Genomic DNA, 16,096 nt, shown 5'->3' with positions numbered 1-16,096 from the left:
CGACATGCCCAAGTTCGAGTACGCACCGGCACCCGAGTCGACCTCCGTCGTCGACCTCGAGACGAGCTATGGACTCTTCATCAACGGGGAGTTCGTCGACGGCCACGGTGAGTCGTTCAAGTCGATCAGCCCCAGCAGCGAGGAGGTCCTCGCCGAGGTCTCGGAGGCGACCGACGCGGATGTCGACGCTGCGGTCAAGGCCGCGCGGACGGCATACACCCGCGTCTGGTCGCGGATGAGCGGCGCCGACCGCGGCAAGTACCTCTACCGGATCGCGCGCATCCTCCAGGAGCGCGCCCGCGAGTTCGCGGTCCTCGAGAGCCTCGACAACGGCAAACCGATCAAGGAGAGCCGCGATGTCGACATCCCGCTCGCCGCGGCGCACTTCTTCTACAACGCCGGCTGGGCGGACAAGCTCGAGTACGCCTCGCTGGGCGCCAACCCACGCCCGCACGGCGTCGTCGGCCAGGTCATCCCGTGGAACTTCCCCCTGCTCATGCTGTCGTGGAAGATCGCCCCGGCCCTCGCGACCGGCAACACCGTCGTCCTCAAGCCGGCGGAGACCACTCCCCTGACGGCGCTGCTCTTCGCCGAGGTGTGCCAGCAGGCGGACCTGCCCCCGGGCGTGGTCAACATCGTCACCGGCGCGGGCGCGACCGGCCAGGCGATCGTTGACCACCCCGGCATTGACAAGCTCGCGTTCACCGGCTCGACCGGCGTCGGCAAGATGATCGCCCGCTCCATCGCCGGCACCCGCAAGAAGGCCACGCTCGAGCTCGGCGGCAAGGCCGCGAACATCGTCTTCGACGACGCGCCGATCGACCAGGCTGTCGAGGGCATCGTCAACGGGATCTTCTTCAACCAGGGTCACGTGTGCTGCGCCGGCAGCCGCCTCCTCGTCCAGGAGTCCGTCGCCGACGAGGTCACCCGCCGGCTCAAGCGCCGCATCGGCACCCTGCGCGTCGGCGACCCGCTCGACAAGAACACCGACATCGGCGCGATCAACAGCCGCGCGCAGCTCGACCGGATCATCGCCCTCACCGAGGCCGGCGAGAGCGAGGGCGCGGAGCGCTGGGACAACGGGTGCGAGCTGCCGAGCAGCGGATTCTGGTTCAGGCCAACGGTTTTCACCGGCGTGACCCAGACGCACCGCATCGCGCAGGAGGAGATCTTCGGTCCCGTCCTGTCCGTGCTGACGTTCCGCACGCCGCAGGAGGCCGTCGCGAAGGCGAACAACACCCCCTACGGCCTGTCCGCCGGCATCTGGACCGAGAAGGGCTCGCGCATCCTCTGGATGGCCGACCAGCTCAAGGCCGGTGTCGTGTGGGCGAACACGTTCAACAAGTTCGACCCGACGAGCCCGTTCGGTGGATACAAGGAGTCCGGCTACGGTCGCGAGGGTGGCCGCCACGGACTCGAGCCCTACGTGAGGACCGGTGCCTGAGCGATGGCGCGACTCGACGTCAAGAAGACCTACAAGCTCTACATCGGGGGCAAGTTCCCGCGCAGCGAGAGCGGTCGCTCCTACGAGGTGTATGCCGCCGCGAAGGGAAAGGCTCAGAAGGGCACCTTCCTCGCGAACGCCGCGCAGGGGTCCCGCAAGGACGCGCGAGACGCGGTGGTCGCCGCGCGCGCCGCACTGCCCGGCTGGGCGGGCGCGACGGCATACAACCGCGGCCAGGTGCTCTACCGCGTCGCCGAGGTCATGGAGAGCCGTCGTCCGCAGCTCGTGCAGGAGGTGCGCGACGCCGAAGGTCTGACTGCCGCGGCCGCGAACTCCGTTGTCTCGCAGGCGATCGACCGATGGGTCTGGTATGCCGGGTGGTCCGACAAGTTCGTCCAGGTCCTCGGTGGGCTCAACCCCGTCGCCGGGCCGTACTTCAACATCTCAGCGGCCGAGCCGACCGGTGTCGTGGCGGTGCTCGCGCCCCAGGAGTCGAGCCTGCTCGGGCTCGTCTCGGTCATCGCGCCGGTCATCGTCTCCGGCAACACGTGCGTGGTCGTGACGAGCGCGGAGCGGCCGCTGCCGGCGATCACGCTCGCCGAGTGCCTCGCAACCTCGGACGTCCCGGGCGGCGTCGTCAACATCATCACGGGGCGTGCCGCCGAGATCGCGCCGTGGCTCGCGAGCCACCGTGACGTCAACGCCATCGACCTCTCCGGCGCAGCCGGAGCCGATGGCGTCGACTGGGGCGCCCTCGAGGAGGCGAGCGCCGACAACCTCAAGCGAGTCCTGCGTCCCGCCGGCACGGGCACCGCGGCGGTCGAGCCGGACTGGACGGACACGCCGGACCTGTCGCGACTCCAAGCGTTCCTCGAGACCAAGACCGTCTGGCACCCCAAGGGCCGGTGACCCCGCCCGACTCGGCTGCGACGGTCACGCGGGCGCGCGTCGTCGTCCTCGCCGGACCCAGTGGCGCCGGCAAGTCCCGCCTTGCCGAACGCCTCCACCAGCAGCACGGCTGGCCGATCGTGCGTCTCGACGACTTCTACCGAGACGAGGACGACACCGACGCGCCGCCGATGCCACGCCAAGAGGGGCTCGGGATCATCGACTGGGACGACCCTGACTCATGGCACTCGGCGGCAGCCGTCGCCGCACTCGTCGAGCTCGTCGACACCGGGTCCACGCAGACCCCCGTCTACGACCTGTCGACCAGCCGTGCTGTGGGGACGACGACCGTCACGGCCGGAGCCGACGACCTCGTGCTCGCCGAAGGCATCTTCGCGGCCGAGATCATCGGGCGGCTCCGCGAGGCAGGGGTCCTGCACAGTGCGTGGTGCATCCATCACCGCCCGAGCGTGACCTTCGTCCGGCGCCTCGTGCGCGACCTCAGGGAACACCGCAAGCCGCCAATGGTCCTCGTTCGCCGCGGGTGGGGACTGATGCGCGCCGAACCCGAGGTCGTGCGCCGGCAGGAGGCACTCGGCGCGGTGAGCGCACGGGCTGGCGAGGTCGAGGCTCAGCTGGCGTGAGGCCGAAACGTTCCCTCGCGGATCCGGTCGAGCGCGGCCCCGTTGGCGAGCTCGCCGCGGAGGCGTTCGTTGGCACGGTAGAACTCGAGGGCCTCGCCGATCAGCACAGGATCCGACGGCAGCTGAAGCGCGGGAATGGGCACGGAGGTGTCGACAAGCCCCCTCGCCAACACCGTGAGGCCATTGAGGCCAACGCCGAACCCCACGACGTCACCCCAGGTGAACCCTTCCGTGGTTCCGGAGCCGCGCACCTCGAAGCCATGTCGCGACACCGTGATCCGGTCGTGTGGCCGCAGCCCAGCGAGGTAGCGACCAGCGGCCCAGGAGCAGCCCACGGCGAAGGCCAAGAGCACCAGGACGGGTCCGAGGGCGTCGAGTGTTGCCGAAGGCTGGGCCGCCAGGACGAGAACACCCGAAATGAGACCGACCCAGGACACGACCGCGGAGAGGACATCGGCCCGACGAGGCCACGGCGACCCCGCGATGACGAGGTCTGACTCCCCACGACGATGGTGGACGACCAGCCGACCCCGGCGTCGCGGCATGGCCACGAGGACCATCCCGGCGAGCTGCAGCGCCAGGAGTGCCGTCACAACGATGAACAGGACTGCCCACGTGGGCTGCTCGGCCCGCCATGCGACGAGGCTCACAGCCGCCCCCATCACGACGACGACACCGGCGACTACGGCAGCCAAGACTGGACCGGCCTGTCTCGGTGTGGGCTGGCCCGTCACCTCAGCCCGGGAAGGTTCTTCACTGGTCAGAACACTGCGTCCCACGCATCTCCGATCTTGTCCTTGGCGCCGTTCCACGTGTCCCTGATGCCCTCGTCGATCTTCTCCCGAGTGGCTTGGGGGACAAACGTCTCATATGCCCAGCCCGCGGCGGCGGTCACCACCGCTCCGGTGACGACCACACCGGCGGTCACGGCGATCACCGGCGCGCCACCGATCACCAGCGCCGTTCCCGCAGCGGCAAGTCCCACCCCGACCAGAAGCCCCGTCCCCGTCTCGACAATCACTGAGGACGAAGATGGCCACCCCTCTCTGGTCCTTGGCCCGCCCCACCGTGGCACAGCCGTCCACGCATCGCGATGCGGAGCACTCCCCATCGGCCGGTGAGGACTCAGAGGTCTCGGTTAGGGTTTCGACCAGTCACCGCCATGGGGAGGCAAGCACATGAGTGAGCACGGGTGGACCGCGCCGGGCCAGCAGCCGCCGAGCCCGAGCCAGCCCACGGGCCCCTCACAGGAGGCCGCGCCGCAGCCGACGCAGCCCTCGTACCCGCAGCCTGGCCACCCGCCCCAGTCGCCCTACGCCCAGCCGCCGTACGCGCAGCCCGGCCACCCTTCCCAGCCGCCGTACGCACAGCCGCCGTACGCACAGCCGCCCTACGCACAGCCGCCGTACGCGCAGACGACAAACCCGGCATACCGCTATCCGCCGCAGCCGCCCATGGGTGGCTGGCGACCACGCATGGACTTCCGGCCGGGAATCATCCCGCTGCGGCCGCTGACATTGAACGACCTCTTCGGCGCCGTCTTCCGGGCCGTCCGCGGCAACGTCGCGGCCACGGTCGGCCTCGCCGCGCTCACCTCGCTCGCGTTCCTCGTCCCGTTCACCGCGCTCGGGGCGTGGGTCTCGAGCCAGGAGGCGTCGGTGAGCCTCGAGGAGTCGATGTCGAGCGAGACGGCAGGGCTCGTCGGCACCATCGGCTCGGCCCTCCCCTCGATCGGCACGTCGCTCTCGACGATCCTGCTCGCCGGCTTCCTCGCCTACGTCATCGGGCAGGCCGTCCTCGGCCGCAAGGTCAGTGCCGGTGAGACCTGGGCGGGCACGCGGCGCCGCATCCTGCCCCTCATCGGCGCGACTCTGCTGACGTCAGCGATCATCATCGGCGTGGCGGCCATCTGCATCGGGCTGCCCATCGGGATCCTCGCTCTGGCACAGTCCGACTCCGGCATCGCGATCGGCGTGGTCAGTCTTCTCGCCGGCGGCCTCGTCGCGATCGTCGCGCTCCTCTTCCTCTGGACCCGGCTCGCGTTCGTCACTCCAGCCATCGTTCTCGAGGGTGTCGGTGTCGGGCGGGCATTCGCGCGGTCCTGGCGGCTCACCGGCACACCGCTGTTCTGGCGTCTGCTCGGCATTCGGCTCCTTGCCGCGATCGCGATCGGCTTCATCGCCTCGCTCATCACGGCCCCGCTCGCCGTCGCCGGCGTCGGCCTGATCCTCACGGGCATGCCCGCCGACCAGGTCTATGTCTGGCAGACGGTCATCACCGGCATCTCCGCGGTCATCTCCGGCGCCCTGACGACGCCGATCACCGCCGGGCTCGACGCGTTGCTCTTCGTCGACCACCGGATGCGCCGTGAGGGCCTCGACGTCCAGCTCATCCAGACCACCCAAGGCACAGCCCCGCCGCCGTGGCCGCGCGCCACCGCATGACCCTCGCCGCGCTGCTCGCGGACGCGCCGCTCGACCCCTCGCGCGAGGAGGGACGTCGCCTTCTCGAGGAGGAGCTGTCCAAGCCGCGGTATGCCGTGGAGCCGAGTCTGTGGGACCGCTTCCGGGAGTGGCTGTTCGGGCTTTTCGAGACGACGGGCCCGGGGTTGCCGCCGTGGCTGATCCTCGTCGTCCTCGCTGTCGTGCTGGCGATCGTCGCGGCGGTGATGGTCGCGTTGCTGCGTCCCGAGGCTCGCGCGAGGCGTTCCGGGACCGGCGGATCCGTCCTCGACGACCGTGGAGTCGACGCGGCGGCATACCGGCAGCGCGCGAAAGCCGCTGCAGCGCAAGGCGACTGGGACGCGGTCGTGCTCGACGGGTACCGCGCCGTGGTCGCGGGGTCCGTGGAACGCACCATCCTCGACGACCTTCCCGGACGCACGGCGTACGAGGCCGCTCTCGAGCTCGGCGCCCGCTTCCCTTCCGAGCGTGACGGCCTGCGCACCGCCGCCGACCGGTTCGACGACGTCCGCTACGGGGAGGGCCACGCGACCGAGGCCGAGGCTCGCGCCGTGCTCGACCTCGATGCGCGGCTGGCCCAGTCGCGGCCCGTGTTCGCCGAGGCAGCGTCGTGAGGCGCGTCGGGGCCTGGCTGCTCGCCGTTCTCGTGGGCATGGGCGCACTCGCGGCCATCGCCATCGCGACCGCGCCGTCGGGCGAGGCCATGGATCCGGAGGACACCGGGCCCACCGGTGGCGCGGCACTGCTCGCCGTCCTCGAACAGCAGGGCATCGCCGTCGACGTCGTCACGTCGATCACCGACGTCAGCAACGCACTGCGCCAACGCGACGAGGACGTCACCGTCGTCGTGCCGAGCACCCGCAACCTCGGCGTCGACGCGGCCGCCACACTGCGTGAGGCGTCGCTCGGCGTGGGCCGCGTCGTCCTGCTGGCCCCCTCGAGCGACCAGCTCGACGCGATGGGCACCGACGTCACGGCCCTGCCGATCGGGGCGTCGATCCCGGTCGAGAGCCGCTGCGACATCGGTCCGGTCGACCGTGGCGACACGCTCGACGACGTGACGATGCGCTACGAGGCGCGTGGCCAGGCGGCCGGCGTGCGCACCTGCTTCCCGCTGCTCGTCCAGTCCGAGGACGGCGGCGAGGAGGGGGAAGGCGACCACGGGTCGGGGCTCGTCGACCTCCCGTCGACGCCGCAGCACGCACCCGTGACCGTCGTCGGCACCACCGCCGGGTTCACGAACCGCGGGATCACCGACGAGGACAATGCCGCCCTCGCGCTGCGGCTGTTCGGCGGCTCACCGCGACTGCTCTGGTACCAGCCGGGAGTGGCCGACCTCGCGTCGAGCGACGGCGGCGCGGGCGGGTCGGGGCTGCTGCCGCGCTGGCTCCTGCCCGCGGTCGGACTGGTCTGCGCCGGTGTCGTCGTGCTGGCCCTCGTCCGGGGTCGACGGCTCGGTGCCCTCGTGCGCGAGCCGTTGCCCGTCGTCATCCGCGCCGTCGAGACGACCGAGGCGCGAGGGCGCCTCTACCGACGTGCCCAGGACCGCCCGCGGGCCGCCGCCGTGCTGCGTCAGGCCAGCCTGACCAGACTGAGGCAGCGCCTGGGGCTGCGTCGCGGCGACCCGGTCGAGGCCGTCGCGCGCGCGACCTCGGCGGCCACCGGACGCCCGGTACACGAGGTGCTCGACCTCGTCGCCGGCCCCCCACCCACCGACGACGCCGCGCTCGTGCGGCTCGCCCAGGACCTGTCCGACCTCGAGGAGAAGGCGCACCGCCCATGACCGAGAACACCGCACCCGCCGCCCACGCCCCCGACGCCCGCGACGCCCTGATCAGGGTGCGGGCCGAGGTCGCCAAGGCCGTCGTCGGCCAGGACGCCGCCGTCACCGGCCTCCTCGTCGCCCTGCTCTGTCGCGGCCACATCCTTCTCGAGGGCGTGCCCGGCGTCGCGAAGACCCTGCTCGTGCGAGCCCTGTCGCAGGCGCTCGACGTGCAGACCAAGCGTGTCCAGTTCACGCCTGACCTCATGCCGGGCGACCTCACCGGCTCGCTCGTCTTCGACGCGCGCACGAGTGACTTCACCTTCCGGCAGGGCCCGGTCTTCACGAACATCCTGCTCGCCGACGAGATCAACCGGACGCCCCCGAAGACCCAGTCCGCGCTCCTCGAGGCGATGGAGGAGCGCCAGGTGAGCATCGACGGCGAGCCGCACCCGCTCCCCTCCCCGTTCCTCGTCGCCGCGACCCAGAACCCGGTCGAGTACGAAGGCACCTATCCCCTCCCCGAGGCCCAGCTCGACCGGTTCCTCCTCAAGGTCACGCTGCCGCTGCCGCCGCGCGACGACGAGGTGTCGGTCCTGCGCCGGCACGCCGACGGGTTCGACCCCCGCGACCTCGATGCCGCTGGCCTGCGTCCCGTGGCGTCCGCCGCCGACCTCGAAGCCGGCGCCGACGCGGTCCGCCGGGTCGAGGTGAGCGACGACGTCGCGGCCTACGTCGTGGACATCGCCCGCGCGACCCGTCAGTCGCCGTCGCTCTCGCTCGGGGTCAGCCCCCGCGGCGCCACCGCCCTGCTCGCGACGGCCCGCGCGTGGGCGTGGCTCGGCGGTCGAGGTTTCGTCACCCCCGACGACGTCAAGGCCCTCGCCCACGCGACCCTCGCCCACCGCCTCGCGCTGCGTCCCGAGGCCGAGCTCGAAGGAGTCGACGTCGCCGCCGTCCTCGACAGCGCCCTCGGCTCCGTCCCCGTCCCGCGCTGACCCCGCGCCACACCCACACCCACACGCACCCATGGCCCTCACCTCGCGAGCGATCTGGCTCGTCCTCCTCGGCATCGTCCCGGTGGTCCTCCGGCCCACCGCGTCGACGGTGTGGCTGTGGCTGCTCCTGTGCGCCGTCGTCGTCGGGATCGACTGGTGGCTCGCGCCGAACCCACGACGGCTCGAGATCGGCCGCACCGTCACCCCGTCTCTCCGTCTCGGCGACAGCACCGACTCGACGCTGCTCGTGACGAACCCGGGCCCGCGACGCGCGGTCGGAGTGCTGCGCGACGCGTGGCCGCCGTCGGCAGGAGCGGCGCGCACCCGGCATACGCTCCGCATCCCCGCCGGCGAACGCACCCGGGTGAGCACACCGCTCACCCCGACCCGGCGTGGCGACCGCGTCGCCGCGCCGGTGACCGTCCGGCTCCGTGGCCCCCTCGGTGTCGCCGCCCGACAGGCCTCGCTCGTCGTGCCCGGGCAGGTCCGCGTCCTGCACCCGTTCCCGTCGCGGCGGCACATTCCCAGCCGGCTCGCGGTGCTGCGCCAGCTCGACGGGCGCGCCGCGATGCGGGTGCGCGGGCAGGGCACGGAGTTCGACTCGCTGCGCGACTACGTCGAGGGTGACGACGTCCGCTCCATCGACTGGCGGGCCACGGCGCGCCGCCGCGACCTCGTCGTGCGGACGTGGCAGCCCGAACAGCACCGCCGTGTCGTCATCGTCCTCGACACCTCACGCACGAGCGCCGGCCGCATCGACGACGCGCCCCGTCTCGACGCCGCGATGGATGCCGCGCTCTTCCTCACCGCCATCGCGGGACACGCGCGCGACCGCGTCCACGTCATCGCCGGGGACCGCACCGTGCGCGCCCACGTCACCGGGCACGACCGGGTCGGCCTGCTGCACGACGCGATCTCGGAGCTCGCCCCCATCGACGCCCGCCTCGTCGAGGCCGACTGGCGCACGCTCGCCGCCGAGGTGACGCGCACGGTCTCGCAGCGCGCCCTCGTCGTCCTCGTCACGCCGCTGGAGTCGTCCGCGCTCGAGGAGGGACTGCTCCCCGTGCTGCCCGCGCTCGCCGCGCGGCACCGCGTCGTCGTCGCCTCGGTCGCCGACCCGGCCGTCGAGCGGCTCGCGCGCGGGCGCGGGTCCGCGACGGACGTGTATGCCGCGGCCGCGGCCGAGCGGACCGAGTCCCTGCGGGGGCGCACGGCCGAGGCGTTCCGTGCGCTCGGTGTCGAGGTCCTCGACGAGCCGCCGGAGGAGCTGCCGCTCGCGCTCGTCGACCACTACCTCGCGCTCAAGCGCCGCGGCCTGCTCTGAGCGAGGTCGCGGGCGCGTCACGCGGCGACCGGAGCGCTCGCCTCTCGGTCGGACTCGGCCACATCGCCGGTGACGCCGCGGCGCGCCGCCCGCCCACCGACGACGAAGACATAGGCGAGGAAGGCCGCCTCGACGACGGCCCCGATCCCGACCCGCACCCACGTCGGCAGGTCCGTACCCGTGACGAACCCCTCGATCATGCCGGCGACGAAGAGCACGACGACGAGGCCGAGCGCGATCGCTGCGCCGGTCCGCCCCTCCGCCGCGAGGGACTGCAACCGGGTTCGCGGCCCCGGCTCGATCCACGACCAGAACAGCCGCAGACCGACCGCGGCCGCGATGAAGACGGCGGTGAGCTCGAGCAGACCGTGCGGCAGGATGAGCCCGAAGAAGAGCGACGCACGCCCGTGGCTCGCCATGAGCCCGCCGGCGATGCCGATGTTGAGGACGTTCTGCGCGAGGATCCACAGCACCGGCAGCCCGAGCACCCCGAGCGCGATGCACTGCGCCGCGATCCACGCGTTGTTCGTCCACACCTGCGCGGCGAACTCGGCCCCCGGGAACTCCGAGTAGTAGTTCTCGAAGTCGGTGCCGACGTAGGCGTCGATCTCGGCCGGCGTCATCTGCTGCGCGAAGATCTCCGGGTTGCGCACCGACCACGCCCCGACGGCGAGGGCTGCGAGGACGCTGAGCACCGCCGTCGCGATCCACCACGCGCGGGTCCGGTAGAGCGCCGCCGGGAAGGTCTCGGTGAAGAACCGCGTGAACGTCCGCCACGTCGTGGGTCGCGTTCCTGTGGCCGTATGCCGTGCGCGCGCCAGCAGCGCGGAGAGGTAGGACACGAGCGACGGGTCCGGGCTCGCCGAGCGCACGACGGACAGGTGCGTCGACACCCGCTGGTAGAGGTCGAGCAGCTCGTCGGCCTCGGCGCCGCTGAGCCGCCGGCGTCTGACGAGGTCCTCGAGGCGGCGCCACTGCCCCACGTGGGTGGCGATGAAGGCGTCGAGGTCCACGCAGACACTCTAGGCACTCCGTCCATCCCCGAGGCCGCCGGGATACGCTCGCGATCATGAGCATGGACGGGGGCTACCAGACCTACGCCGGCGAGGACGTCGTCACCGGCGAGGGCGTCTCGGTCGAGGTTCCCGTCGCGAGCGTGCCGAGCCGGGTGGCCGCCCGGCTCATCGACCTCCTCATCACCTTCGTGCTCGCGCTCTTCGGGTTCTTCGTCCTCGGGATGCTCGTCGGGTTCGCGTCCGACGCCGTCGCCATGGCGTTCTCGATCCTCACCCTGGTGACCCTGACGGTGATCCTCCCGGTCGTCTTCGAGACGGTCACGCGGGGCCGCAGCCCGGGCAAGTACGCCCTCGGCCTCACGACCGTCCGTGACGATGGAGGCCCGATCACGGTGCGCCACAGCGTGATTCGTCAGCTCGTGGGGTTCGTCGAGTTCTATCTGCTGCAGGGCGCCCCGGCGATCGTCGCGGCCATGATCCACCCGCGGGCGAAGCGGCTCGGCGACATGGCCGCCGGGACGTACGTCATGTCCCTGCGGCACAAGCTCCAGCTCACGTCGCCCCCGGAGGCCCCGCCCGCACTGGAGCACTGGGTGCGCAGCGCCGACATCGGCGCCATGCCGGCCTCGCTCACGGTCGGCATCCGCCAGTTCCTCACCCGCACGGTCGACCTCACGCCGCAGTCACGTCACCAGCTGGGGCAACAGCTCGGCGCCCAGGCGCTGCAGCACGTGTCTCCGCCACCGCCGCCGGGAGTGCACCCCGAGTGGGTGCTGCGCGCCGTCCTCGCCGAACGCCGCCGCCGCGACCTCGACCGCATGCACGCCGAGGGCGCCCGGTCCGCCCGGCTTCTGCCCCCGGACCCGCTCGAGCCGCCGCGCTGGGGCTGAACGCTCAGGTCGCCGCCGCGAGGGCGGCATACCCCGGCTTGACGACGCGCTCGATGATCGCGAGGCGCTCGTCGAAGGGGATGAACGCGGACTTCATCGCGTTGATCGTCGCCCAGCGCAGGTCGTCGAGCGTCCAGCCGGCCTCGTCGACGAGCAGCTGCATCTCGCGCGACATCGACGTCCCCGACATGAGCCGGTTGTCGGTGTTGACGGTGACGCGGAAGCGCAGGTCCTTGAGGAGCGAGATCGGGTGTGCCGCAACTGATTCGGCGGCACCGGTCTGCAGGTTCGAGGTCGGGCACATCTCGAGGGGGATCCGGCGGTCCCGCACGTATGCCGCGAGGCGACCGAGCGTGGGCTCGTCACCGCCGGTGCCGGTCGGGCCGGTGATGTCGTCGACGATGCGGACGCCGTGGCCGAGCCGGTCCGCGCCACACCACTGGATCGCCTCCCAGATGCTCGGCAGCCCGAACGCCTCGCCGGCGTGGATGGTGAAGTGGGCGTTCTCGCGGCGCAGGTACTCGAACGCCGACAGGTGCCGGCTCGGCGGGAAGCCTGCCTCGGCACCGGCGATGTCGAAGCCGCCGACCCCCTGGTCGCGGTAGCGGACGGCCAGCTCGGCGATCTCGTCACTCATCGCGGCGTGCCGCATCGCGGTGAGGAGCGAGACCATCCGGATCGGCGTGCCCTGGGCCGCAGCCTCGGCCTCACCTTCGCGCAGCCCGGCGAGGACGGCCTCGACGACCTCGGGGAGGGAGAGGCCACCCTCGACGTGCAGCTCGGGAGCGAAGCGCGACTCGGCATAGACGACGCCGTCGGCAGCGAGGTCGAGGGCACACTCACGGGCGACGCGGCGCAGCTGGTCGGCACTCTGCATGACGGCGACGGTGTGGGAGAACGTCTCGAGGTAGCGCTCGAGCGAGCCGGAGTCGGCGCTGTCACGGAACCAGCGGCCGAGCTCTTCGGCGTCGGTCGACGGCAGTGCGTCGTAGCCGGCCTCGGCGGCGAGCTCGATGATTGTCTGCGGCCGCAAGCCACCGTCGAGGTGGTCGTGGAGCAGCGCCTTGGGTGCGCGCCGGACGAGATCGGGCGAGAGCGCGGGAGCGGGAGCGAAACCGTCGTCGGTCATCGGGCGATCCGCTCGATGACGAGGGGCAGCAGGTCCGGGCGCGAGCCGTCGGGCGCGATGGTGAACCCGCCGTCCAGCGCTGCCTTGGCCCGCTCGAACCGATCGGGGGTGTCCGTGTGCAGCGTCATGAGCTTCTCCCCCGCCCGCACGCTCGTGCCCGGCTTGGCGTGCAGCTCGATGCCCGCGCCCGCCTGGACCGGGTCCTCCTTGCGCGCACGTCCGGCGCCGAGCCGCCACGCGGCGAGGCCCACGGCATACGCGTCGAGCTCGGTGAGGACACCGTCGGCCGGAGCGAGGACCTCCTCGGTGTGCTTCGCCACGGGCAGGGGCGCGTCCGGGTCGCCGCCTTGGGCGGAGATCATCCGGCGCCAGACGTCCATGGCGCGCCCGTCCTTCAGCGCTGCGGCGACGTCGTCACCGTCACGACCGGCGGCGGCCAGCATCTCCTGGGCCAGCGTCACGGTGAGCTCGACGACGTCTGCCGGGCCGCCGCCGGCGAGCACCTCGACGGACTCGCGGACCTCGAGGGCGTTGCCGGCGGTGAGGCCGAGCGGGGTCTGCATGTTGGTGAGCAGGGCGACGGTGTTGACGCCGGCATCCGTGCCGAGCGCAACCATCGTGCGGGCCAGTTCGGCGGCGTCCTCGCGCTGCTTCATGAACGCGCCGGAGCCGACCTTGACGTCGAGGACGAGGGCGCCGGTGCCCTCGGCGATCTTCTTGCTCATGATCGAGCTCGCGATGAGCGGGATCGCCTCGACGGTGCCGGTGACGTCGCGCAGGGCATAGAGCTTCTTGTCCGCGGGGGCGAGCCCGGCCCCGGCCGCGCAGATGACAGCGCCGACGTCGTCGAGCTGGGCGAGCATCGCCTCGTTGGTGAGGTCGGCCCGCCACCCGGCGACCGACTCGAGCTTGTCCAGGGTGCCGCCGGTGTGTCCGAGCCCGCGTCCGGAGAGCTGCGGCACGGCGACGTCGAAGACGGCGACGAGTGGGGCGAGCGGCAGGGTGATCTTGTCGCCGACCCCGCCGGTGGAGTGCTTGTCGGCGGTCGGGCGCGACAGCGAGGAGAAGTCCATACGCTCTCCGCTCGCGATCATCGCGGCGGTCCACGTCGCGATCTCGCGCCGGTTCATGCCGTTGAGGAGCACCGCCATGGCGAGCGAGCTCATCTGCTCGTCGGCAACGACGCCGCGCGTGTAGGCGTCGATGACCCAGCGAATCTGCTCGTCGCTCAGCTCCCGCCGGTCTCGCTTGGTGGTGATGACGTCGACGGCGTCGAAGGACTCGCTCATGGCGTCATCATGTCAACCGCGCAGGTTCTCGGGACCGAAGGCCTGCGGCAGGATCTGTTCCATCGTCCGCACACCCTCCGGTGTCATGAGCAGGCACGACGGCCCGCCGTTCTCCCAGAGCAGCTGTCGGCACCGCCCGCACGGCATGAGGGCCTCACCGTCCCCGCCGACGCAGAACACCGCGAGGAGTCGTCCGCCCCCGGTCGCGTGCAGCTCCGAGACCATGCCGCACTCGGCGCACAGCGTCACGCCGTAGGCCGCGTTCTCGACATTGCAGCCGGCGACGACCCGACCGTCGTCGACGAGGCCGGCGACGCCGACGACGAAGTTCGAGTACGGCGCATAGGCGCGCTGCGTCATACGAACAGCCTTCTCGCGCAAGGCTTCCCAGTCGACGTCAGGCACGCTCGACGACCTCGACTCCCTCGATGGCCAACGTGTCGCCGCCGGCCTTGACGGTGTGGGCGACGACGACGGAGGCGAGCAGTCGGGCCCCGATCCCGATGGCGTCCTCGTCGATGACGACGTCGCCCTGATGCAGGTCGAACGTCCGCCCGCCCGGCGTCCGCGTCCCGAGGCGCGCCATGGCGCCGGGGGCGTGCGAGAGGTACCACGAGTAGTCCTCGCCACCGAGCGACTGTCCCGTCGGCGCGACCTGCAGCCCCACCGCGAGGCACGCGAGCCGGAAGGCGTCGATCGCGTCGGGCTGGTTCACGACCGGTGGCACGCCCTTGACCCGGTCGAGGGTGGCCTGCACGCCATAGGGAGCGACCGTGCCCTGGACGATCTCCTCCAGCAGCGGTCCGACGGTGAGCCACGCGGCGGCGTCGAGCATCCGCAGCGTCCCGCGGCACTCCCCCGAGCTCGGGATGACGTTGCTCGCGGTCCCGGACCGCACCACGCCCCAGACGAGCGCGGCACCGGCGCGCGGGTCGAGTCGGCGTGACAGGGCGGCCGGCACGTCGGTGACGACCTTGGCGAGGGCATAGGTGAGGTCCTCGGTGAGCTGCGGGCGCGACGTGTGCCCCCCGCGCCCGCTGAGCTGGACCGTGAGGTGGTCGCACGCGGCCGTGATCGGGCCCTCGCGCAGGCCGACCTGGCCGACGTCGAGCGACGGGTCGCAGTGCAGCGCGAAGATCGCGTCGACCCCGTCCATCACGCCCTCGGCGATGGCCTCGAGCGCCCCGCCGGGGATGACCTCCTCGGCGGCCTGGAAGATGGCGCGCACCGCGGTGCCCCGCTCGCGCAGGTCCTCCTCGACGGACGCGAGCGCGAGGACGGCACCGAGCAGTGCGGTCGTGTGGACGTCGTGCCCGCAGGCGTGGGTGACGCCGTCGACGACGGACGAGAACTCCAGCCCGGTGCGCTCCTGCACGGGCAGCGCGTCCATGTCGGCGCGCAGCGCAACCCGGTAGGTCGGCTGCTCCGGCCCGATGTCGGCGACGAGCCCTGTCCCGGGGAGTCGGCGCACGCGGATACCGGCCTGCTCGAGGCGCGTGGCGACGGCGTTGGTCGTGCGGTGCTCGTCACGGGCGAGCTCGGGATGCTGGTGCAGGTCGCGCCGGAAGGCGAGGAGTTCGGGAAGCGCCGCCTCGACGCCGGCCGAGATGGTGGAGAGGGTGTCAGTCATCAGAAGTTCCATGGTAGTCGGCCGTTGGGCCGCCTCGTGCCGTATGCCGGCCGCTCACCGAGTGCGCTTGTGCGCCTCCCAGCGCTCGAGCATCCCGTCCATCTCGGCGGTGACGAACTCGAGGAACTCCCGCGACATCTGGAGCCGCTCCCCGCCCTCGGTGTCGGCCCCGAGGTGCTCCACCCCATCGGCGAGCGCCGCGATGATCGGGGCATAGGTCGAGCCGGTGTTCGTCAGGGCGCCGCGCCAGGCGTCGTCCTGGACGACGAAGACGTCCTTGCGGCTGCCGCGCTCCCGCTCCCGGCGGAGCAGGCCGATGTGCGAGAGGTAGCGCACCGCCCCTGACACCGCGGCCGCGCTGACCGACAGCTCCTCGGCGAGTTCGGAGGCGGTCATCCGCCCGTCCTCGTCGACGAGGAGCGCGGCGAAGACGCGCGACGGCATCGGCGGGAAGCCGGCGGCCGACAGCGCCGATCCCAGCTTCTCGACCACGGCGTGCGACGTGGCGTGCGACGGACCGCGGCGGCCCCGGGGTGCGGCGGCGCGCGCGGGCGCGGTGGTGCGCGAGGCGGCAGGTGAGCGAGACGGCATACGCGCCACTTTAGAACATTCACGTTTTT

At 72.0% G+C, this 16,096-nt stretch carries 17 protein-coding genes; 9 read left to right on the top strand and 8 right to left on the bottom strand.

Features of this window, described 5'->3' with window-relative positions:
* Positions 1-4: 4 nt before the first annotated feature.
* The 3 genes from BCF74_RS06685 to BCF74_RS06675 are packed head-to-tail and all read left to right on the top strand — an operon-like array spanning position 5 to position 2,976.
* Positions 5-1,444 (top strand): aldehyde dehydrogenase family protein, encoded by a 1,440-nt coding sequence (locus BCF74_RS06685; RefSeq protein WP_106297181.1) that lies wholly within the window; start codon positions 5-7, stop codon positions 1,442-1,444.
* 3 nt (positions 1,445-1,447) lie between these two features.
* Positions 1,448-2,353 (top strand): aldehyde dehydrogenase family protein, encoded by a 906-nt coding sequence (locus BCF74_RS06680; RefSeq protein ID WP_106297180.1) that lies wholly within the window; start codon positions 1,448-1,450, stop codon positions 2,351-2,353.
* On the top strand, positions 2,350-2,976 hold the full coding sequence (locus tag BCF74_RS06675) for a uridine kinase family protein (RefSeq protein ID WP_106297179.1): 627 nt from the start codon (positions 2,350-2,352) through the stop codon (positions 2,974-2,976). Before BCF74_RS06680 ends, BCF74_RS06675 begins: the two co-directional genes overlap by 4 nt.
* On the opposite strand, the gene BCF74_RS06670 is transcribed toward BCF74_RS06675, so the two are convergent.
* On the bottom strand, positions 2,964-3,671 hold the full coding sequence (locus tag BCF74_RS06670; RefSeq protein ID WP_146132891.1) for a hypothetical protein: 708 nt from the start codon (positions 3,669-3,671) through the stop codon (positions 2,964-2,966). The two genes, BCF74_RS06675 and BCF74_RS06670, sit on opposite strands and share 13 nt — an antisense overlap.
* A gap of 65 nt (positions 3,672-3,736) precedes the next feature.
* Positions 3,737-3,997, bottom strand: coding sequence for a hypothetical protein (locus BCF74_RS06665; protein ID WP_106297177.1), 261 nt, complete (start codon positions 3,995-3,997; stop codon positions 3,737-3,739).
* Between the two features lie 157 nt (positions 3,998-4,154).
* Here BCF74_RS06665 and BCF74_RS06660 point away from each other — a divergent pair, with 157 nt between their 5' ends.
* Genes BCF74_RS06660 through BCF74_RS06640 form a run of 5 tightly spaced genes read left to right on the top strand, consistent with a single transcriptional unit; the run spans position 4,155 to position 9,522 of the window.
* A complete protein-coding gene (locus tag BCF74_RS06660; RefSeq protein WP_146132890.1) occupies positions 4,155-5,420 on the top strand; it encodes a DUF7847 domain-containing protein in 1,266 nt (421 codons plus the stop codon).
* A complete protein-coding gene (locus tag BCF74_RS06655) occupies positions 5,399-6,052 on the top strand; it encodes a DUF4129 domain-containing protein (RefSeq protein WP_146132889.1) in 654 nt (217 codons plus the stop codon). The genes BCF74_RS06660 and BCF74_RS06655 overlap by 22 nt, the downstream gene beginning before the upstream one ends.
* A complete protein-coding gene (locus tag BCF74_RS06650; protein WP_106297174.1) occupies positions 6,049-7,221 on the top strand; it encodes a DUF4350 domain-containing protein in 1,173 nt (390 codons plus the stop codon). Before BCF74_RS06655 ends, BCF74_RS06650 begins: the two co-directional genes overlap by 4 nt.
* Positions 7,218-8,198 carry an AAA family ATPase gene (locus BCF74_RS06645; RefSeq protein WP_106297173.1) on the top strand — a complete coding sequence of 327 codons (981 nt, stop codon included), beginning with the start codon at positions 7,218-7,220 and terminating at the stop codon, positions 8,196-8,198. Before BCF74_RS06650 ends, BCF74_RS06645 begins: the two co-directional genes overlap by 4 nt.
* 31 nt (positions 8,199-8,229) lie before the next feature.
* Positions 8,230-9,522, top strand: a complete 1,293-nt coding sequence (locus BCF74_RS06640; RefSeq protein WP_106297172.1) for a DUF58 domain-containing protein — start codon at positions 8,230-8,232, stop codon at positions 9,520-9,522.
* Between the two features lie 17 nt (positions 9,523-9,539).
* Here BCF74_RS06640 and BCF74_RS06635 read toward each other — a convergent pair whose 3' ends face one another.
* Entirely contained in the window at positions 9,540-10,535 is a 996-nt protein-coding gene (locus tag BCF74_RS06635; protein ID WP_106297171.1) for a stage II sporulation protein M, read from the bottom strand.
* Positions 10,536-10,591: 56 nt separating this feature from the next.
* Here BCF74_RS06635 and BCF74_RS06630 point away from each other — a divergent pair, with 56 nt between their 5' ends.
* Positions 10,592-11,428 (top strand): RDD family protein, encoded by an 837-nt coding sequence (locus BCF74_RS06630; protein WP_245889252.1) that lies wholly within the window; start codon positions 10,592-10,594, stop codon positions 11,426-11,428.
* A 4-nt stretch (positions 11,429-11,432) separates the two neighbouring features.
* Here the strand turns inward: BCF74_RS06630 and BCF74_RS06625 are convergent, their stop codons facing one another.
* From BCF74_RS06625 to BCF74_RS06605, 5 genes are read right to left on the bottom strand one after another with little or no spacing between them, the layout of a single operon-like run.
* The gene (locus BCF74_RS06625; protein ID WP_106297169.1) at positions 11,433-12,557 is read right to left on the bottom strand and encodes an adenosine deaminase; all 1,125 of its coding nucleotides are present in this window, start codon (positions 12,555-12,557) and stop codon (positions 11,433-11,435) included.
* Positions 12,554-13,846: a thymidine phosphorylase gene (locus BCF74_RS06620; RefSeq protein WP_106297168.1), complete on the bottom strand. Its 1,293-nt coding sequence runs from the start codon at positions 13,844-13,846 to the stop codon at positions 12,554-12,556. The genes BCF74_RS06625 and BCF74_RS06620 overlap by 4 nt, the downstream gene beginning before the upstream one ends.
* 12 nt (positions 13,847-13,858) lie before the next feature.
* Positions 13,859-14,251, bottom strand: coding sequence for a cytidine deaminase (locus BCF74_RS06615; RefSeq protein WP_106297167.1), 393 nt, complete (start codon positions 14,249-14,251; stop codon positions 13,859-13,861).
* Positions 14,244-15,476, bottom strand: a complete 1,233-nt coding sequence (locus BCF74_RS06610; protein ID WP_106297166.1) for an amidohydrolase — start codon at positions 15,474-15,476, stop codon at positions 14,244-14,246. Before BCF74_RS06610 ends, BCF74_RS06615 begins: the two co-directional genes overlap by 8 nt.
* A gap of 54 nt (positions 15,477-15,530) precedes the next feature.
* Positions 15,531-16,067 carry a GbsR/MarR family transcriptional regulator gene (locus tag BCF74_RS06605; RefSeq protein WP_106297165.1) on the bottom strand — a complete coding sequence of 179 codons (537 nt, stop codon included), beginning with the start codon at positions 16,065-16,067 and terminating at the stop codon, positions 15,531-15,533.
* Between the last annotated feature and the right edge of the window lie 29 nt (positions 16,068-16,096).

This window comes from Knoellia remsis (assembly GCF_003002895.1).
Lineage (GTDB): Bacteria > Actinomycetota > Actinomycetes > Actinomycetales > Dermatophilaceae > Knoellia > Knoellia remsis.
Note: the sequence above shows the minus strand (reverse complement) of the source record. Positions and strands in the feature narration are given on the sequence as shown.